The organism is Streptomyces sp. DSM 40750 (assembly GCF_024612035.1).
GTDB lineage: Bacteria > Actinomycetota > Actinomycetes > Streptomycetales > Streptomycetaceae > Streptomyces.
This window is the reverse complement of record NZ_CP102513.1, coordinates 4,202,154-4,221,612: the sequence shown is the minus strand read 5'-3', so window position 1 is coordinate 4,221,612 and position 19,459 is coordinate 4,202,154. Positions and strand designations below refer to the sequence as shown.

The 19,459-nt window shown below is 70.2% G+C and carries 17 protein-coding genes and 1 pseudogene; 9 read left to right on the top strand and 9 right to left on the bottom strand.

The window, feature by feature from the left end; genetic code table 11:
• Positions 1–47 precede the first annotated feature (47 nt).
• A complete protein-coding gene (locus tag JIX55_RS18915; RefSeq protein WP_257564488.1) occupies positions 48–1,646 on the top strand; it encodes a vWA domain-containing protein in 1,599 nt (532 codons plus the stop codon).
• Here JIX55_RS18915 and JIX55_RS18910 read toward each other — a convergent pair.
• On the bottom strand, positions 1,643–2,269 hold the full coding sequence (locus tag JIX55_RS18910) for a chorismate mutase (protein WP_257564487.1): 627 nt from the start codon (positions 2,267–2,269) through the stop codon (positions 1,643–1,645). The genes JIX55_RS18915 and JIX55_RS18910 overlap by 4 nt on opposite strands.
• Before the next feature lie 123 nt (positions 2,270–2,392).
• Here JIX55_RS18910 and JIX55_RS18905 point away from each other — a divergent pair, with 123 nt between their 5' ends.
• The 7 genes from JIX55_RS18905 (at position 2,393) to JIX55_RS18875 (ending at position 8,504) form a co-directional block, all read left to right on the top strand.
• Positions 2,393–4,315 carry an AMP-dependent synthetase/ligase gene (locus tag JIX55_RS18905; RefSeq protein WP_257564486.1) on the top strand — a complete coding sequence of 641 codons (1,923 nt, stop codon included), beginning with the start codon at positions 2,393–2,395 and terminating at the stop codon, positions 4,313–4,315.
• Positions 4,316–4,488: 173 nt separating this feature from the next.
• Positions 4,489–4,854 (top strand): hypothetical protein, encoded by a 366-nt coding sequence (locus JIX55_RS18900; RefSeq protein ID WP_257564485.1) that lies wholly within the window; start codon positions 4,489–4,491, stop codon positions 4,852–4,854.
• A 198-nt stretch (positions 4,855–5,052) separates the two neighbouring features.
• Complete coding sequence (locus JIX55_RS18895) at positions 5,053–5,307, top strand: hypothetical protein (RefSeq protein ID WP_257569380.1); 255 nt, start codon at positions 5,053–5,055, stop codon at positions 5,305–5,307.
• Between the two features lie 358 nt (positions 5,308–5,665).
• Entirely contained in the window at positions 5,666–5,932 is a 267-nt protein-coding gene (locus JIX55_RS18890) for a hypothetical protein (RefSeq protein ID WP_257564484.1), read from the top strand.
• Between the two features lie 428 nt (positions 5,933–6,360).
• Positions 6,361–6,624, top strand: coding sequence for a hypothetical protein (locus tag JIX55_RS18885; protein WP_257564483.1), 264 nt, complete (start codon positions 6,361–6,363; stop codon positions 6,622–6,624).
• 230 nt (positions 6,625–6,854) lie between these two features.
• Positions 6,855–7,118, top strand: coding sequence for a hypothetical protein (locus JIX55_RS18880; RefSeq protein WP_257564482.1), 264 nt, complete (start codon positions 6,855–6,857; stop codon positions 7,116–7,118).
• Between the two features lie 651 nt (positions 7,119–7,769).
• Positions 7,770–8,504, top strand: a complete 735-nt coding sequence (locus tag JIX55_RS18875; protein WP_257564481.1) for an LPXTG cell wall anchor domain-containing protein — start codon at positions 7,770–7,772, stop codon at positions 8,502–8,504.
• 71 nt (positions 8,505–8,575) lie between these two features.
• On the opposite strand, the gene JIX55_RS18870 is transcribed toward JIX55_RS18875, so the two are convergent.
• Positions 8,576–9,829 carry a lysine N(6)-hydroxylase/L-ornithine N(5)-oxygenase family protein gene (locus JIX55_RS18870; protein WP_257564480.1) on the bottom strand — a complete coding sequence of 418 codons (1,254 nt, stop codon included), beginning with the start codon at positions 9,827–9,829 and terminating at the stop codon, positions 8,576–8,578.
• Positions 9,829–11,088: a carboxylate--amine ligase gene (locus JIX55_RS18865; RefSeq protein WP_257564479.1), complete on the bottom strand. Its 1,260-nt coding sequence runs from the start codon at positions 11,086–11,088 to the stop codon at positions 9,829–9,831. The genes JIX55_RS18870 and JIX55_RS18865 overlap by 1 nt, the downstream gene beginning before the upstream one ends.
• A gap of 214 nt (positions 11,089–11,302) precedes the next feature.
• Here JIX55_RS18865 and JIX55_RS18860 point away from each other — a divergent pair, with 214 nt between their 5' ends.
• Positions 11,303–12,625: a glycoside hydrolase family 26 protein gene (locus JIX55_RS18860; RefSeq protein ID WP_257564478.1), complete on the top strand. Its 1,323-nt coding sequence runs from the start codon at positions 11,303–11,305 to the stop codon at positions 12,623–12,625.
• Positions 12,626–12,657: 32 nt separating this feature from the next.
• Here the strand turns inward: JIX55_RS18860 and JIX55_RS18855 are convergent.
• The 6 genes and pseudogenes from JIX55_RS18855 to JIX55_RS18830 all read right to left on the bottom strand — a co-directional run.
• Positions 12,658–13,755 (bottom strand): annotated as a pseudogene (locus JIX55_RS18855) (GNAT family N-acetyltransferase); the annotation flags it as partial.
• Complete coding sequence (locus JIX55_RS18850) at positions 13,752–14,411, bottom strand: lipopolysaccharide biosynthesis protein (protein ID WP_257564477.1); 660 nt, start codon at positions 14,409–14,411, stop codon at positions 13,752–13,754. The gene JIX55_RS18850 and the pseudogene JIX55_RS18855, both read right to left, overlap by 4 nt.
• A complete protein-coding gene (locus JIX55_RS18845) occupies positions 14,411–15,559 on the bottom strand; it encodes a glycosyltransferase (protein ID WP_257564476.1) in 1,149 nt (382 codons plus the stop codon). The genes JIX55_RS18850 and JIX55_RS18845 overlap by 1 nt, the downstream gene beginning before the upstream one ends.
• 1 nt (position 15,560) lies before the next feature.
• Complete coding sequence (locus JIX55_RS18840) at positions 15,561–16,325, bottom strand: polysaccharide deacetylase family protein (protein WP_257564475.1); 765 nt, start codon at positions 16,323–16,325, stop codon at positions 15,561–15,563.
• Positions 16,309–18,105 carry a lipid II flippase MurJ gene (locus JIX55_RS18835; RefSeq protein WP_257564474.1) on the bottom strand — a complete coding sequence of 599 codons (1,797 nt, stop codon included), beginning with the start codon at positions 18,103–18,105 and terminating at the stop codon, positions 16,309–16,311. Before JIX55_RS18835 ends, JIX55_RS18840 begins: the two co-directional genes overlap by 17 nt.
• Positions 18,096–19,457 carry an O-antigen ligase family protein gene (locus JIX55_RS18830; protein WP_257564473.1) on the bottom strand — a complete coding sequence of 454 codons (1,362 nt, stop codon included), beginning with the start codon at positions 19,455–19,457 and terminating at the stop codon, positions 18,096–18,098. The genes JIX55_RS18835 and JIX55_RS18830 overlap by 10 nt, the downstream gene beginning before the upstream one ends.
• Between the last annotated feature and the right edge of the window lie 2 nt (positions 19,458–19,459).

Sequence of the window (19,459 nt, the reverse complement as noted above, 5' to 3'; positions counted from 1 at the left end):
ACAGTCGCCCACGGAAAGGCGACAGGTGACGTGGCTAGGGGGCCCGGATGCGCACGTATCGCAGGAGCATGCCGACAACGAGGCCGAGGCCGACGACACGGCGACGGCTGAGCACCGCACTCCTCGCCCTGGGCACGGCCGGCGCGCTGCTCCTCACCGGCTGCGGCGAGAGCGGTGAGCGCGGCAACTCCTCGTCGTACGACCGAGGACAGGCCGACAGCCGACCCGACGACGGCTTCCCGGCCCCGGCTCCCGAGGGCACCGGCACCGGCGAACAGCGGGGCGAGCAGCCGGACGACGAGTCCCGGGACATCGCCCCGTCCCCGGACTACCTCTCCACCTTCGCCCTCGACGTCGACACCGCCTCCTACGGCTACGCCCGCCGCACCCTGGACGACGGCAGCCTGCCCGACCCGTCGACGGTCCGCCCGGAGGAGTTCGTCAACAGCTTCCGCCAGGACTACGAACGCCCCGACGGCGACGGCTTCTCGGTCACCGTCGACGGCGCCCGCACCCACGACGAAAACTGGTCCCTCGTCCGCGTCGGCCTCGCCACCCGCGCCGCCGAGGGCGACAGCAAACGCCCGCCCGCCGCACTCACCTTCGTCATCGACGTCTCCGGCTCCATGTCCGAACCGGGCCGCCTCGACCTCGCCCAGGACGCCCTGCGCACGATGACGAACCGGCTGCGCGACGACGACTCCGTCGCCATCGTCACCTTCAGCGACGAGGCCGAGACCGTCCTGCCGATGACCCGCCTCGACGACAACCGCGGTGAGATCCGTGCGGCGGTCGACAGCCTGGAACCCACCGACTCCACCAACCTCGCCGCGGGGGTCGAGACCGGCTACGAGACCGCCGTCGAGGGCCTGCGGAGGGGCGCCACCAACCGTGTCGTGCTCCTCTCCGACGCCCTCGCCAACACCGGCTCCACGGACGCCGACACCATCCTCGAACGCATCGCGGGCGAACGCCGTGAACACGGGATCACCCTCTTCGGCGTCGGCGTCGGCAGCGACTACGGCGACGCCCTCATGGAACAACTCGCCGACAAGGGCGACGGCCACACCACCTACGTCTCCACCGAGGAGGAGGCCGAGAAGGTCTTCTGCGAGGAACTCCCGCGCCACGTCGACCTCACCGCCCGCGACGCCAAGGCCCAGGTCTCCTTCGACCCGGAGACGGTCGAGGAGTTCCGCCTGATCGGCTACGACAACCGGCAGGTCGCCGACGAGGACTTCCGCGACGACCGCGTCGACGGCGGCGAGGTGGGCCCCGGCCACATGGTCACCGCCCTCTACGCCGTCCGCACCAAGTCCGGCGCCGAAGGCCACCTCGCCACCGCCACCGTCCGCTGGCTCGACCCCGACAGCCGCACCCCGCACGAGGAATCAGCCGATATGGAGGCCTCGTCCCTGCACGGCGACCTGTGGGCCTCTTCGCCGTACGGCCTGAGGCTCGCCGCCGTAGCCGCCTACTTCGCCGACAGCCTCCGCCAGTCCGACGCCCGCTGGTCCGACCTCCCGGGCCGCCCCTCCATCCGCGAACTGTCCTACCGCGCCGACGACTTGGCCCGGGACCGCGAGGACAAGGACGTGTACGACCTGGCCGAGGCGATCGAAACGGCGGACGGGATGCTGGGTTAGGGCCTGCCCTCGCACACCGAGGGCAACGCCCGCACCAGCCCCTTCCCGTGCAGCCGGTCCAGCCGGTGTTCGAACGCCGATCGCAGCGCCGCCGCCCGCAGCCGGGGCTCGCACGACGCCCCGGCCCGCAGGGACTCCGTCTCCTGGAGCGCGGTCAGCAGCTGTGTGGTGATCCGGTCCAGCACCGGCCGGACCTCCTTCACCAGATCGGGCCGCTCGGTCGGCCGCTCCTCCGGATGCGCGTCCCAGCGGGCGTAAAGGCCGCGCTGCACCAGCTTGTTGGCCTCGATCTGATCCCGGAACACGGCGACCACGGCCTCCGGATCGAGGCCGAGCCCCACCGCCCGCGCCGCCACATCGTCGAGGATCGCCTTCTCCCGCACCGGATCGTCGATCGGAGTGGCCGTGCCGTACTTGGCCGCCGCGACCTTGTCCGCGACGAGCAGCCGCTCCGCGAACAGATCGGTCAGCACGGTGAGCGATCGGGCCTCCGCAACCGTACGAGAGGGAGCGGAGGAGGACTCGGCGACGGCCGGCACGGCACCGGACAGAGCCACGGCGGACGCGACACAGACGGAGACACAGGCGGATATCAGGACGGACCTGAGGCGGTGGGGGCGCATGATCCACGCCTATCACACGCCCCCACCTGTTCTCCGGAGTCCGCCGAAACCATTGAAAATTCCTTACGCACCGGTAAGTTGACTCGCCAGTAATGTAGGAGTCGTCGGCCTCGGGGAGCCGTGATGGGCGTACGCAAGGACTTGAACCGGGCGAAGCAGCGCACCGACCTGGCCGACCGGGTCAGGGTCGAGGTCGTCCGGGACGCGCGGGGTGTCGTCCGCGAGGCACACACACCCGCCCTCGCCCCCCGCCCCGCCGGCGGCAGCATCGCGGACCTGCCCTTCGTCAACGCGACCGAGGCCCCTGACGCCGTGGTCCTGCGCCGCGCCGACCACCACGGCACCTACCACCCGGTCACCGCCACCGCCTTCGCCCGCGAAGTCACCGCCACCGCCAAGGGGTTGATCGCCGCCGGCCTCGAACCCGGCGGCCGCGTCGCGGTGATGTCCCGCACCCGCTACGAGTGGACGGTCCTCGACTTCGCCGTCTGGGCGGCCGGTGGCCAGTCCGTCCCCATCTACGCCACGTCCTCGCCCGAGCAGATCGAGTGGATCGTCCGGGACTCCGGCTCCCGCTTCGTGATCGTGGAGACCCCCGAGAACGCGGCCGCCGTCGCCACCGCCACCGCCCGCCACTCCCAGCCCCCGCACGTCTGGCAGCTGGACCTGGCCGCTCTGGCCCAACTCGCCGACCTGGGCCGGGGCATCCCCGACGACGAGGTCACCAAGCGCCGCGCCGCACTCACCCCCGACACGGCCGCGACCATCTGCTACACCTCAGGCACCACAGGCCGCCCCAAGGGCTGCGTCCTCACCCACGCCAACCTCCACGCGGAGGCCGCCAACACGGTCGAGTTGCTCCACCCCGTCTTCATGGCGGTCTCCGGCCAGGTCGCCTCCACCCTGCTCTTCCTCCCGCTCGCCCACATCCTCGGCCGTACGATCCAGATCGCCTGCCTGATGGCCCGCATCGAGATCGGCCACTGCCCGAGCATCAAGCCCGACGAACTCCGGCCCGCACTCAAGAAGTTCCGCCCCACCTTCCTCGTCGGCGTCCCGTACCTCTTCGAACGGATCCACGCCACCGGCCGCGCCACCGCCGAACGCATCGGCCGCGGCGCCTCCTTCGACCGCGCCCACCGCCTCGGCGTCCGCTTCGCCCGCGCCTACCTCGACAAGTTCCTGGACAGTGGCCCCGGCCCGACCCCCGGCCTGTACGCCGCCTGGGCCCTGTACGACCTGCTGGTCTACCGCCGCATCCGCAAGGAACTCGGCGGCCGTATGCGCTACGCCATCAGCGGCGGCTCCCCGCTCGACCGCGACCTCAACCTCTTCTTCTACGCCGCCGGGATCATCGTCTACGAGGGCTACGGCCTCACCGAGACCACCGCGGCCGCCACCATCGTCCCGCCCCTCAAACCCCGCCCCGGCACCGTCGGCCAGCCCGTCCCCGGCACCGCGATCCGCATCGCCGACGACGGCGAGGTCCTCATCAAGGGCGGCATCGTCTTCGGCACGTACTGGAACAACCCGGTCGCCACCGACGCCGCCCTCACCGACGACTGGTTCGCCACCGGCGACTTGGGCGCGCTCGACGAGGACGGCTACCTCACCATCACCGGCCGTAAGAAGGACGTCCTCATCACCTCCGGCGGCAAGAACGTTTCCCCGGCCGTCCTGGAGGACCGCCTGCGCAGCCGCCCCCCGGTCGGCCAGTGCATCGTCGTCGGCGACAACCGCCCGTACGTCGCCGCCCTGATCACCCTCGACCCCGAAGACGTGTCCCACTGGCTGCATGTACGCGGCATGACCCCGGACACCCCGCTCTCCGAGATCGTCACCGACCCCCGGATGCGCGCCGACGTCCAGAAGGCGGTGGACTACGCCAACCAGGCGGTCTCCCGGGCCGAGTCGATCCGTCAATTCCGGCTGGTGGAAGGCGAGTTCAACGAGGACAGCGGCCTGCTCACACCGTCGATGAAAATCAGGCGTCACGCGGTGACGGCGGCGTACGCGGAGGAGATCGAGGCGCTGTACCGCAGCTGACACCCTCCGGACCGGCAGGCCGGGTCTTCGGCCGAGCGGAGTACCCGCGTTGCACGGCTCGGGAACCTATGGTCGCATCATCCCGGAAAGGCACCTAAAGGGCATTTGTGGTGCCGCATTCAAGGGCAACCGCCCGGCTGCCCCAGTTCCTGGGAGGACCTTTGTCTCACCGCATGCTCCGCTCGGCGGCCGTCGCGCTGCTGGCATCCGCGCCGCTCTTCGCCGCCGCGCCGGCCCAGGCCGCTGCGCAGCAGCCGGACTTCCCTTGCGCGGTCGGCGTCCAGAAGGTCGACACCGCGACGACCAGTACGGTCTCCGTCAGCATCCAGTGCCGGGCGACGCAGGCCGTCGGGGTGAGGATCACCGCGAATGGCGTCGAAATCGCGAGGCTGCAACAGACCGTTCAGGCGGATGTTCAGCAGACGACCACCATCACCGTGCCCAGGGTCCTCCAGCAGGTGTGCGCCACGCTGGTGGCCAACGGCCAGACCACCACCGTCTGCGCTCCTGCCGCCGCTACCTTGCCGGCACCCGCCTGAGCGAAACGGCCGCCGTCGCCCATCCCGCGAACGCCCGGGTCCCGTGAGTCAGTTGCGCCAAAAGGGGCGTAACTCGATTTGTGTCACTCAGTCGGTCGTATCGGAAATGGTGCGTTAAGAGAGGCCCGTGTTAGCTTCAGTGACGAGTCGGACACGGTCCGTAAGGAGGCCCGTGTGCGTGAAGGAATCGGAGACGTGATGAACAAGCTCAAGAAGGCTGCGGCCGTAGCGGTCATGGTTGGCGGCCTCGGCCTTGCCGGCGGCGGGGTTGCCAGCGCCAGCGGTGGCCACGACTACGACGACCCGTTCCCGTACGGCATCGGCAACCTGCAGATCGTGGAGTGCGAGCAGACGTTCGACGCCGGCACCGGCTTCGTTGCCTCGCCCACGGCCACTGGCGACCTGGAGCAGAACGTCGGCAACTTCTGCTCGGCGGTCAACGCCGAGGACTGATGTAGGCGCTGTGGTGCCTGCGGGACTGGTGCCCCGGAAGGGTGTTGACCTTCCGGGGCGCGAAAAGAAGACGCCTCCGGCGGGCAGTGGGAACAAGAGGTACGCCCTTGTTCCCACTGTCCGCCGGAGGCGCTTTGTTGTGGTTCTTCGGCGTCCCTGTGTCGCTGTCGGTGTGGAATGCGCATACCTGCCCTATCAATTCCTGGGTCAACTGGATCGCCCAGCTGCTCAGGTTGTCGTAAAAGATATGCATAGCTTAATTATTTCCCAATTGATCCGGCGCGTCCGAAATAGCGCAATAAGAGGGATTCGTGTTAGCGTCTGTGACGAGTCGGACACGGTCCGTAAGGGGGTCCGTGTGCGTGAAGGAATCGGAGACGTGATGAACAAGCTCAAGAAGACCGCGGCCCTGGTGGCCGTGGTCGGCGGTCTCGGCCTTGTGGGCAGCGGGGTTGCCAGCGCCAACGGCGGCCCGTTCCCGGTCGCCGAGAACCTGCAGGTCGTGGGCTGCGAGCAGACGTTCGCCGGCGGCACCGGATCCGCCGCCTCTCCTGTGGACATCGGTGGTGAGGCAGAGTCGCGTATCGGCAGCTCCTGCTTTACGGCGGTCGACGCCGAGGACTGATATAGGCGCTGTGGTGCCTGCGGGACTGTTGCCCCGGAAGGGTATTGACCTTCCGGGGCGCTTTGTTGTGGGTCTCCTGCTGTGGGTCGGCGGGAAGTCCCCGTGGCGTCGCATCGCCCGCTGCGCGTTTACGGCGTATTGGCCGCAGCGGGTCGCTGGCTGTGTCCCCGCACCGCCGGTGGGGACGCGTTATGCGCGCCACTGTGCTGCCGGTTCCCTGGGTGTGGACACGAGGTCGGCCTGAGGGAATTCGCATACCTGCAATATCAAATTCCAAGTCAACCGGATCGCCCGGCTACTCCGGTTGTCGTAAAAGGTGTGCATAACTTGATTGGTCCAATTCAATCCGGCGTGTCTGAAATGGTGCAGCAAGAGAGATTCGTGTTAGCGTCTGTGACGAGTCGGACACGGTCCGTAAGGGGGTCCGTGTGCGTGAAGAAATCGGAGACGTGATGAACAAGCTCAAGAAGACCGCGGCCCTGGTGGCCGTGGTCGGCGGTCTCGGCCTTGCGGGCAGCGGGGTTGCCAGCGCCAACGACGGCCCGTTCCCGGTCCCCGTCGACAACCTGCAGGTCGTGAAGTGCGAGCAGTCGTTCGCTTCTGAATCGCTCTTCACCTCCGTTCCTGCGGCCGGTGGCGACCTGGAGCAGAACATCGGAAACTTCTGCGCGGCGGCCCACGTCGAAGACTGAACCGACGTGCGGCGGAGAGGCGGGTCTTGCGCCTTCACTGCGAGACCCGCTGCTCCAACGCTTGCCGGGTCGGACACCTTGATCGATCCGGTGGCTATGGGTCGAACGGGCCGGCGGCAATAATTCGCAAACAGGAGATGTCGAGATGGCAGAAGCTCGACATCTCTTTTGCAGTTCTGGACGGAGCCACGACGTTTCGTAGTGGCCGCGAGTCAACCATGGAGTTACGTGTGCACAGGTTCAAGAAGATCATGCTGGTGACAACCGCCATCAGCAGCATCAGCCTGACGGGTGCCGGGGCCGCCCAGGCCCACGGCCCTGGTGACGATCAGCCCGATGCCACCATCGAAAACGCGCAGTTCCTGAAATGTGAACAGGAATACAGGTCCGGCGCCCTGGTCGAGGTCAATGCGCCGATCACTGTTTTGGGCGACAGTATTACGAATATTGGAAATTTCTGCACGCAGGTCGCTCCAGATGGCGGCAGTCGCTGATCCAGGAGACCCAGGCGGATTCAGAACTGAATGAAGCCGGATCTCTTCGCGCATGCGCTGAGTTGATCCGATGTGGGCGGCGGCCATCCCTCGATGGCCGCTGACTTTTTTCATATAACGGGATCGGCGTTTCTTCTGGGCTCGAGCAGAGCGGCGTGTTCATCAGAGATCATCCGATCAGCGCAATTCACATCAGCGGCCAATGCGGGGCCATTCGGATGAAGCTTGGTGGCTACTCATCCGTAAGGCGGGCGTCCGCTTGATCCGGGGGTTTACTGCTGAGGCAGCATCGATTCCATCCTTCTGTGGAATGTGCGCCGAGTCGCGCCTCGGAGGAAAAGTGACTGATGTAATTATCCTGCCGCGTTGCCCGGAGACAGGGAAGGCGTCGTTCCGTACTGAATCCGAGGCGAGGGTCTGGCTGGTCAGGCAGCCGCTGTTGGACAGGATCCCGGATCGCATCTACCGATGCTCCGACTGTCAGTACTGGCACTTCACCGGGTCCCATCACTGGACCAGCCGGAAAATCGGGTGGCGACGAAACTACGGCAGGCGTGAAGTCGCTTCCCGGCGCAACGGTGGGAAGAAAAGGAGGAACTGACTGCCGCGTCGGCCGGATCTTCCCACTTATTCGATCAGAAAGACACGAGATTGCGAAAGAACCTGAGCAAGGGAATGGTCGTGACCGCCGCCGCGACGAGTGTGCTGTCCCTGTACGTCATTCCGGCGTTCGCGGACTCGCCCCCAGGGGAGACCCCGGGGGGCTCACTCGGCGCCCTGTCCGACACGCCTGATGCCCGGCCCGCCGACAGTGTCCTCCACACCCTGGAGAACGGTCTCGCCAGCGCGCGCCCCGACACCAGCGACGTGAGCACCGCGGCCGACCAGCTTTCCGCGAACTCCCGCATCAGCGGCCCGAATTCAAGCGGGTGGCAGGGCGCTGTCCACGACTCCGCCCCCGCTGACGGGCGCGAGCACGGCGACCACGGAAACGACAGTGATCGCGGCGACGCCGCCGGGTACGGCGACGACTACGGGTACGGCGACGACAGCGGCTACGGCGACGACTATGGCTATGGCGACACACCGCCCACGACGCCCCCCATCACGCCCCCCACCTCACCGCCCACGACGCCCCGCACCACGCCGCCGGCGTCACCGCCCCCCACCACGCCGCCGATGAAGCCACCGCCCGCATCGGTGCCCCCGACCGCTCCGCCCAGCACCCCGCCGCGGACGCCACCGGCCTCGCCCCCGACACAACCGCCCTCCCTGCCCGAGACCGGCACCGACGAGCAGGTGCTGGCGGCGTCGGGCATCGCCGCGCTGCTCTTGACGAGCGGCGCCATCCTGTACCGACGAGGCCGAGCCGAGTCCCGTCGATAGCGCTCCGCTCGGGGTGCCGGAGGAAGCGCCGCCTCCGGCACCCGACACCCCCTCCGCCGACGGCGCGTCTTTCACGGTGCTTCTGCGCGCCCCCGGCCCACCGGCACCGGCATCATCTGGGCGGGCGGGGCGGTGGTGCGCAGTCGGTGGCGTACTCCTTGTACAAGCGTCGTCGCCGTGAAGGTCGCTCCGTGGACGAAGCGCATGGCGGGGCCGAAGGAGGAGGCCGTCAGCAGGCCTGCCAGGAACAGCCCCTGGCACGAGGACTCGAAGTCCCGCCCGACAACGGGGGAGCCGTCGGCTGTCGTTGTCAGGCTCGCGCGCAATTCGGCGGAGAGCAGGTCGAGCCGGTCAAGGGCCGCGCGGAAGCCCGTGGCCGCGATCACGTGTTCGGTGTCCAGGAAGCTCAGTTCCCCGGTCCGGCTCACCGTCTCCAGCCTTACGCCGCCCGGCACCGCACGGGCCGCGGCGATCTCGTGGCCGAGCAGCATCTCCACCACCGGCTCGACCCGGTCCCGTACCCACCAGGCGCCCGCCGGTCCCAGCGCCGTGGCCGCGATGCGGGTGCGGGTCGACTCGGGGAGGCGACGGAAGAGGTCAGGACGCTCGGCGTAGAACCAGTTGCGCCAGCCGCAGCCGAGGCCGCTGTGCGGGGTGCGGGCCGACTGCCACCAGAGGCGCTGCAAAGGTGGCGGCACGTCGTTCCAACGCAGTCGTTGCGCCCGCGCCAGCAGCCGTACGCGCGTGCCTTGTTCGGCGAGGAGCGCCGCTGTCTCCAGGGCTGCCTGGCCGCCGCCGACCACCGTGACGTCCATGCCGCGGAAGCGGCCGAGGTCACGGTGGTCGCTGCTGTGCGTGACGAGTGCGGGGTGCAGGCCGCGCAGGGGGGAAGGCACCTCTGTGAAGGGCATGACGCCGACCGCCAGCGCCACCGTCCGGGCGCGCAGCACCTCTCCGTCCTCGGTGACCGCTTCGAAGCCGATCGGACCGGCCGCCACCCGGCTCACCATGCGCTCGTCCACCTGCGGCACGGCGTTGCGCGCGAACCACAGGCCGTACTCGGCGAATGTCTCCACCGGGATCGGCTCCGCGTGACGCGCCGTGAGCCCGGAGGCTGCGCAGTACGCGTCCAGACGCCAGCGACCGTCGGGATCGGCGAGGTTGGAGGCCCATGGCTCCGACTTCAGGTACATGCCGCGGGCCATGTGGGACCGCCAGGACGCCATGGGCCGCCCGAGGACGCGCAGGTCGAGCCCGGCGGTCGCGGCGTGCGACGCGATGGACAGGCCGTATGGGCCGGCGCCCACCACCAGCAAGTCGTACATCAGCAACTGCTCGCTTTCTTGTCGTCGGTGAGGGGCGATGCGGCCGTCTGACGGACCACGCGTGTCGGTGCGGGCACCGACGGGGCCGCGCGCAGCCGCTCCCGCAGTCGACGGGACACATGGCGGCACCACAGGGTCCACATCGCCCGGCCGGGAGCGGGGTCGTCCGCGGCGTGCCAGGCGAGTTCGCGGCCGCGCGGCGCGGGCCGCAGCGCGGCGAGCGGGGCGTAGTTCTCCACCACGAACGACCGCCCCACCAGCGGTGCGGCCTCCGGCAGGGGACGGTGCGTCAGGTCGAGATGCAGGGCGCGTACGACATCCAGTCCGGCAGAGTCGGAGAAGAGCCGGAACTGGGCGCCGGGACGCGGGTTGAAGTCGAGCAGGTGATAGAGGCCCGTCGTGCCGCAGCGGCGGAAGTCGAGGTCGAAGATGCCGCGGTAGCCGAGCTCGCTGGTGAGCCGCTCGGCGAGCGCCTGCACCTGCGGGTTCGCCGTCCAGCAGCCGACGGCGGTCAGGCCCGCCCCGCTCGGCCACGCCCGCTGCTTGCGGCCCGGCCCGCCCGCGCGCACGACGCCGGAGCGGTCGGCGTATCCGTGGAAGAACCAGTCGCGGTTCGGACCCGGCGGCAGATACGCCTGCAGCAGCAGCGGGCTGCCGGCCTCCTCGGTGCGGCGATACAGCTCCCGGGCCTGCTGAGCGGAGGTCACCAGCACCGTGCTGTGCAGTGCGCTGCCGGCGGGTACCAGCCAGGGTCGGCTCCACTTCGCCACCAGCGGAAGTCCCAGCCGCCAGGTGGCGTCGGCGGCCTGCGCCGGGCTGTCCGGGACCAGGGTCACCGGGTGCGCGATGTCCAAGGACGCGCAGACGGCGGCCAGACCAGCCTTGTCGGCGACGTGCTCGGGCAGGGCGCCGGGCCCGGCGGGCAACAGATAGGAGGGCGCCAGTTCCCCACGCATACGGCTGACGGCGACCGCGCTCGCGTCGTCCATCGGGATCAGGACGGCGGGGCGCGCGATCCGGGTGGCCACCCGGCGCAGCACGACGGCGATCTCGTGGGGGGACGACCCGGGTGGCGGCGGTGGATGCATCTCCCGTAGGAAACGCGATCTGGATACGGGACTTCCCGTGGAATCGGCGACCACATGCACCTCCACTCCCGCTCTGCCGAGCGAACGCACGGCGCCCAACGTTCCATGGTGAAAGGGATTCCGGTCGATCCGCAGCAGAACGGCGGGGACACGGGTGTCGAGCAGCTGCACGGACTTCACTCCTTCGGATCGGCTCACTCGTGCGGGCGAGCGAGCCACTCGAAAGCCGTAACCGCGGTGGCGTTACGCCATTTCATGTGACTGACTTCATGTGACTGGGTGTCAGTAATGCGGAGTAGTAATACGGAAAGAAATGCAGAAGACCAACAGCGGCAAAAGAAACGCCCGGGCAGAAGACAGCAGGAGAGCGGAGAAAGGAGCAGGCATGGTTCTACAACAGTGTCGGGCCCGGACCAGGCGGCTGGCGGTCGTCGTGGCGGCGGTCGGCGTTTCGGCCGCGCTGGCCTCCGGTACCGGCTTCGCGGCGGGGACGGGGCCCTTCGCCGGTCCTTCCGCTCCGCCGGCGGCCACCCCGAGGCCGTCGGTTTCCACGTTGCCCGCGGTGGCCCCGTCGGTCGCGCCGCAGGCATCCGCGGTCACCCCGGACCTCGCGATCCCGCCCGTCACCGAACCGTCGAAACCGGCCCCGTCGAGTTCCGCCGCCGCGCCGACGACCTCGTCGCCCGGCAGCGAGCGCCCCGCCTTCGGCGCCTTCCTCGACTCCGGAGTCCGGGGCGTGTACGGCATGACGGGGCTCAGCAGGTGGCTGGGTGGCGCGGAGCTGCGCGTCGGCCACACCTATCTGCCGGGGGATCGTTGGAGCAACATCGAGGGCACTTACAGCTTCCTCACGCCGTGGGCGCGCTGGCGCACGGCGAAGGACGACAGGATCTTCGTCCTCAACGTGCCCATGCAGGAGCGCAACGAGGAGGGTGTCTCCGACGCCGAGGTCAGGTTGCTGCTGCGGCAGGGCGCGGCCGGGCACTTCGACCAGCACTTCCGTACCCTCGCCGAGCGGCTGGTCGCGTTGAACGTGCCGGACACGGTACTGGTGCTCGGCTGGGAGATGAACGGCACGACCTACACCCATCGCTGTGGACCCGACCCGACGGCATGGAAGTCGTACTGGAACAGGATCGTCACCACCATGCGTTCGGTGCCGGGCCAGAAATTCCGGTTCGACTTCACGCCGAGCCGGGGCCGGGACGCCGTTCCCTGGACGCAGTGCTACCCGGGGGACGACACGGTCGACATCATCGGCATGGACACGTACGACCAGCCGCGAGGAGTTTCCTTCGACGAGCAGGTGAAAGAGCCCTACGGACTTCAAGCACAAGTGGACTTCGCGAAATCCCATAACAAGCCCATTTCCTACCCCGAATGGGGGCTCTTCCGTAACGGGGACAACGTCGAATACATGCGGCGTATGCTCGCCTGGATCGATATGCACAAGCCGCTGTACAACACGCTGACCGACTACTGCCCGCACGGAGTCTGGCAGTGCGGGGCCAATCCCAGATCGTCCCTGGCCTACCGGTCCGCCCTCTTCGGCCGCGCCGACGAACCGGCGACTTGGCCCACGCCGTCCTTGCCCACCGCACCGTTGTCTCCGACGGGCTGCTCGCCGCTGAGCCTCGGCGACTGGAGCGAGTACTGGCTCGGCGGGAGGCTGTGCCTGCGTTTCGACTGGTGGTTGCGGGCCCGATAGAGGCCACCGGCGGCGGGACCCGCGCGGGTCCCGCCGCCCCCGGTCCGCTCCCGGAAGCGACGCAGCAACTCCTTGCCCTGACGCCGCGCGGCCACGTCGCCGACCACCGCCGACATCAGCGGGGCCGTGCGCCGCCGGGCCAGCAGCAGCCGCTGGTTGACGACGGGTTCGGGGCGCCAGTGGTGTTTGTAGGGCTCGTCGCCGCGCAGCAGGCTCAGCGTGCCGAGGCCGCCGGCACCCGTGTGCTGTGTGCACGCGTCGAGGAGTATCACCGCCACGTCCGCCTTGCGTTCCCGCAGCCGTGGATGGGCGCCGTACAGGTAGCCGCCCGCGAGCCGCCGCGACAGCAGCGTCAGGTCCACGGCCACCACGTCGCCGTCGAGCCGGAACTCGGTGACCACCGCGTCGCCCGAGCGCACCATCGGCCCCGCGGAGCGCACCAGGTGCTCGCAGAAGCGTGTCTGCAGGTGCTCCGAGGTCACGTTCCGGCCCTGCCACTGCAGCCGGTGCAGTTCGAGCAGCCGCTGAAGCGACGCGGCCACCCGGTCCGGCGGTACGACGTGCCGCTCCACGCCGAGCGACCTCAGCTTGCGCAGCTTGGCGCGGATGCGCTGGGCCTTGCCGGACGCCAGCCGGGACACCAGTTCGTCCATGGACACGGCGGGCAGCTCCAGGCACAGCGAGTCCTGAAGCCGGCGGCGCGGCCCCCGCCAGCGCTCGTAGACGTGCTCGACCGCGCCGCCCGGCCGCACCTCGCGGAAGTCGATGAGCGCGACGCGGGCGGCGTCCGACAGTGCCTCGGCGAGCACGGCGGCCGCCCGGTCTGCCCGCTCGTCGTTGATGAGGACGTCCCCGTAGTCGGAGATCGCCCCACCGAGCGGCACGAGTCTGGGCACCGGGCCGCGCCGGAGCATCAGGGGTGCGGCGGCCACGAGTTCGGCACCCTCGCGCACGAGCACGAGCCGCAGCCGGCCGGGCCTGCCGTACGAGAGCCACCACGAGTGCAGCCAGGCGTGGTTCTGGAACGGGGTCGCCGCGCCGCACCGTTCGTACAGCCGCCCCCAATCCGGGGCCACTTCGGCGAAGGTGCGCCCGTCGGTGACGAGTTCCGTCGTGTACGCCGCCGTCACAGCTGTCCAGACATGTCGGCGGCGGTGGCCGGGCCGGGAACCGAGGCGGGGCGGGCGGTGTCGTCGCTTTCCGTCCGCCTCGGCCGTACGAGCAGCGCCAGGCCGCCGAGCAGGCCGCCCGCGCTCGTGCCGACCAGACCGGTCACCAACCGTGACGCGGACGTCGGCTCGGTCGGCCGCACCGCCGGTGAGAACTGGACGAGTTCGACGTGGGTGCTGTCCTTGGTCTTGTTCGCGTGGCGGGTCAGCGCGCGGGTGACCGCGTTGGCCATGCCGGAGGCGAGGCCGGGGCGCGTGGAGGTGGCCGAGACGGCGATCATCGGTGCGTCCGGCGAGGTGGCGGTCCGCACGTTCCGCCGCAGCGTCCGCACCGGCACGCCCGCCGACGACTGCGCGTCCCCGAGCACCGCGAGCTGCGTGGCGGCGCGACCGTACGCCTGTGCGAAGCCGAGTGCGGAGGTGGGGTCGGAATTCTCGGTGGGTACGGCGACGACATAGCTGGTCGCTGTGTACGTGGGGGCCTTGAGCGTGCCGTAGGCACCGCCGAGCAGGCCGCCGACGAGCGTGCCGGTCGCAAGCAGCAACCAGGGCCGCAGGATGCCGGTGCGGGCCGAGCGGCCGGGCTTCCGGCGGAATCGAGTGGGCTTTTCGGTCATCACGAACTGGCTCCCTGGAGTGAAAGTGGCAATGAGTTGGACATCGCTGCCGTGTACACGTCCATGAGCCGGGCAGCGCTGTGGGAGATGCTGTAGCGCTGCGCGGCGTCCGCAGGCGTACGGGGCCGCGGGCCGGCCGCCCGCACCGCGACGACGGCACGGGCGTACGCCTCGGGGCCGCCGCGTACGTGCAGGGCATCGGCGGCGGCCTGCGGAGGCAGGTCCTCGATCGCCGGGCAGGATGTGTAGAGCACGGGCAGGCCGGACGCCAGGGCCTCCACGACCGCCAGCCCGAAGGACTCCTCCGGGGACGGCGAGGCGAGCAGGTCCATGGCGAATGTGAGTGAGGGCACATCGGTACAGGGGGAGGCGTCGGGGACGTTGGGGCGCTCGCCGGTGAACAGGACGCGGTCGGCCACGCCTGCCTCGTGGGCCGTACGGCGCAGGACGCTCTCCTCCGGGCCGCCACCGACCAGCAACAGCCAGTGGTCGCCCGGAAGCCGGGCCATCGCCCGGATGAGGACGTCGAAGCGCTTGCTCGCGGTGAGGCGGCCGATCCCGCCGACGACGTAGGCGTCCTCCGGCAGGCCGAGGCGTCGGCGTGTGTGGTGGCGCAGGGACGCGTCGAAGTGGAAACGGGCCAGGTCGATCCCGTTGGGGACGACCTCGATGCGAGGGGAGGGCACGCCCCAGCGTCTGAGGCGGTCGGCGACCGCGGGGGAGACGGCGACCGTGGCGGAGCCGAGGCGCTCGCTGGCGAGGTAGAGAGCGCGGACGCCCGCCGTCAGGTCCCGGCCTTCCATCTGGGAGTCGCCGAGGGAATGTTCGGTGGCGACCACGGCCCTGACGCCGGCGAGTCGGGCAGCCAGCCGGCCGTAGACGCACGCGCGATAGAGGTGGGTGTGGACCAGGTCATAGCCCCCCGTGCGGATGAGGCGGGTCAGGCGGGGGAGCGCGGGCAGGTCGTTGTTGGCGCCCATGCCGAGGTGGTGCACGCGGACACCGTCGGCAACAAGCCCGTCGGCGACGGCACCGGGGTTGGTGAGGGCCACCACCTCGCACTCGACGGTGAGGTGCTGCAGCAGCAGTCGGAGCTGTTGTTCGGCGCCGCCGACGCCGAGACCGGTGATGATGTGCAGCGCTTTCATGTCACACGCCCTCCACGGGGCGCCGGCGCAGCCGGTGCAGCTTGTGTTTGAGGTGCAGCCGCCAGGCTGTGTCGTTCTGGCCGATGTGCAGACGGGGGAGGGCGTGCGGGCCGGTCAGGGGGCCGGGGTCGATGGCGCAGGCGTAGGTGTACCCGGCGTCGCGTACGGCGGCGACGGCGCGCCGGTCCACCGTGCCGTACGGGTAGCAGAAGCCGTGGACCGGAGCACCGATCAGCTCCGACAGCAGTGCCCTGCTGTCGGCGACCTCGGCCCTCAACGTGGCGTCGTCGGCCCGGGTGAGATCGATGTGCGTCAGTCCGTGCGAACCGATCTCCACGCCCGCGGCGGCCGCCCGCCGGACGCCGTCCGCGGACAGCAGCGGCTTGCGGGGGCCGAGCGGGTCCCAGGAGTTGACGCCCCCGAGCCGGGCGGGCAGGACGAAGAGGGTGGCACCGCAGTTCCAGCGGTGCAGCGCCGGAAGAGCGTGGGCGAGGAAGTCGGCGTATCCGTCGTCGAAGGTGAGACCGACCAGGCGCCGCCCATTGCCCAGGGCGCGGGCGGCGAACAGTTCGCGCAGGGACACGCCGCGCAGCCGGTGCCGGCGCAGCCAGGCCAGCTGCCGCTCCAGCCGCTCGGAGGTGACCGTGATGCGGTACGGGTCGTCGGAGCAGTCGCCCACGGAGTGGTACATCGCCACCCACGGGACCGGACGGGGGCGCGTGGCGGGGCGTCTGCCCGTGCCGACGGATTCAACTGGAACGGCCATGCCTCAGCCTCCGCGTGACGGTACCTACGGAATGAAGCGCGGATGTGCGGCCCTGGGTGTCCAGGGCCAGTCCGAGCAGGAGGAAAACGGCGGTCACGGTCACGCAGCCGACCGCGAAACCCACCACCGGGGACCCCGGCGCGTCTGAGGCGAACGCCCCCGCCGCCGTGGCGGCCACCGCCGCCCGCAGCGGCCTGCCCAGGTCGGACAGCACGTGCCGGGTACGGATGGGGACCCCGCGTGGCCCGCTGTGCTGCGCGGCTCGACGACGGCGGGTCGCGGTCCAGGTCGAGAAGGGGAACGAGCTCGGCCCTGGGGGTTTTCCCGCTCGCCGTGCGCTCTTGGGACGGGCGCCTCCGTTCGGCCGCTGTGCGAGGCCGGCGAGCAGCAGTGCGGCCGTGACGGTGATGCCGGCGGCATTGGCGGCGGCGATCGCCAGCACCCCCCAGGAGTCCACGGTTCCCGCCCCGATCCAGGTGGTCGCGACGACACCCGCGGTCATGGCACCGATCGGATACCAGGTGGCCCGCCCGGCCGAGAAGTACGTGCGGATCAGTACCCCCACCAGGGTCTGGCCGAGCAGTCCGAGGGCGTACACACGCAGGACGCCCGCGGTCACCACCGTGTCCTGCGCGGTGAACGCGCCCCGCTGGAACAGGATCGCGATGATCTGCGGCGCGCAGGCGACCACCGTGGCCGCGCCGAAGAGCACCAGGCGGCAAGCGAGCGCCAAGTCCCGCTCCACGCGGGCGCGAGCCCGTTCGGTGTCGCCGTCGGCGAGCGCCTGTGCGATCACCGGAAAGGTGACGGTGCACAGCATCAGCGACAGCGTCATCGGGATCTGGGCCACCTTCTGCGCGTAGTTGAGGTGCGAGATGGCCCCGGCGGGAAGGGTGGAGGCGAGGAAGCGTTCGATCAGGACCTGGGACTGGCGGCACATCGCGAAGAGGAGAACGCTGCTGATCAGAGCGAGGTTCATCGGGCGCACGTCGACGCCGCTGCCGGAAGCGGCTGGGCGTCGAGTCCTCAACAGACGCAGAAGCGAAGGCAGTTGGGCCGCAATCATCAGGCAGCCGCCCACCGCCACACCGGCCGCCGCCGATCGCACGCCCCAGCGCGCGCCGAGCAGGAACATCGCGGCGATGATTCCGGTGTTGTAGGCCACGTAGATCGTCGCGGGTGCCAGGAAGCGACGGTGCGCCCGCAGAGCCGCGCTGCAGTACCCGGCGAGCCCGAAGCTCAGTACACAGGTCGCCGTCAGCCGGGTGCAGTCGGCGGCGAGGCCGGGGTCGGGCAGGCCGGGTGCCAGAGCCTCGACCAGGTAGGGGGCGCCCACGATGATCAGCGCGGATACGGCGACGAAGCCGAGGGACAGGCGGGGCAGGGTGCCGGCGACGAGGGAGCGAACCGGGTCGCCGGAGACCCCCTGGGCGCGCCGGGCCAGGGCCAGGCTGAAAGCCGGGATCATCGCGATGGCCAGGCCGTCCTCGATGAGCAGCGTGGCGGCGAACTCCGGTACGGTCCACGCGACCAGAAAGGCGTCCGTCTCGATGCCCGCCCCGAAGAGCTGGGCCAGTGCCTGATCCCGCACCAGACCGAGCAGCGCCCCGGCGACCGACAGCGACGCCGTGATCAGAGTGGCCTTCGCGATGAACTTCCCGGTGGCCCCGGGGGAGCCGGTGCCGTCCATGTCCTGCGTGGCTGCCCGCGCCGCGGGCACGGTCGCCCCGTCGGTCCCGCAACCGGGCGCATGCGGAGTCTGCGGCGGCGTCACGGGCATCGCGCCACGCTTTCCCGCGCGTCTGCGAGTGCCGGAACCGGCGGGGCGGCCTGCGCCTTGCCGTTCCCGGCCAGCGCCCACCACGCCACCATCCCGAAGGACACGGCGGTCAGCACGGTGGAGGGGCCGCCGATGTCGGCGTACAGGAAGTCGGTGAGCTGCCAGACCAGCAGTCCGCAGGCGGCCAGCCCGCAGTCGAGGCCGTGCCGCCCCGACCCGCGTGCCCGCACCGTCGCCCGCAGCGCGCACACCAGCAGCGCCAGCCAACTCCCGGCGAACGCCGTCAGCCCGAGCAGGCCCTGTTCGCTCAGCACCAGGAGATACATGCTGTGCGGTGACAGCAGCGGCTGCTTCCGGTACGCCACCCCCGCGCCCTCGGTGTCGCTGCCCGACGACAGCGTCGGCGAGGCGTACGCGTCCCGGTACTCGGGGAAGCCCTTCAACCCCACGCCGGTCAGCGGGTGTTCGCGCCAGATGTCGACCGCGGCCGCCCACATCGCGTACCGGTCGACGACGGACTGGTCCGGGGCGTCGGTGACCTGCGTGATGCTGTCGATACGCTCCTCCAGCAGCGCCGTGCCGATACCGAGACCGCCCACCAGGACCACGCTCGCTGCGGCTGCGACCGCGGCCACCTTGAGCGCGCGCCGCAGTCCGGCCAGGGCCAGCTGCACCGCGCAGGTCACAGCCGTCGCGATCCACGCGCCCCGGCTGAAGGACAGCGCGAGCGGCAGCAGCAACGCCAGCGCGCACGCGAGGGCGACTGCCCGTTGTCGTACGGACGTCCGCCCGAGTGCGAGGGCGAGCGCGCACACGAGGCCGATGCCGACCACCGTCGCCATCCCCATCACGTCCTGCGGCCCGAACGTGCCGACGGCCCGGATCCGCTCGCCCTGGAAGGAGGCGCCGGTCCGGGTGACGTACTGGTGCACTCCGACGGCCCCCTGCCAGCCCGCGAGCCCCACGAACGACCAGGCCAGCAGCCGGAAGTCGCCCCGGCCGCGGATCAGCAGCAGGACCGCCGCGGGGACGAGCACGAAGATCTGCAGATACCGGCCCATACCGGCGATCCCGGCCTCGGGCGAGTATGCCCCCAGGGCGGCGACGACCAGCCCGACGACCGGCAGGCCCAGCACCACGGCGGCCGTACGCGGCAAGGGGCGCCGCCGGTCCCGTACGAGCCGGATCGCGCAGAAGAGCACCAAGAACCCGGACACCGCGTCGGCGGGACCTGGGCCACCCTCGTTGTTCGGGTCGAGCGGCAGCGCCAGCAGGGCGAGCACGGCCACCACGGGCAGGACCGGTGTCAGGACGGTGCTCCGGCGCATGAGCGGCGTCAGTGCGAGGCTCATGG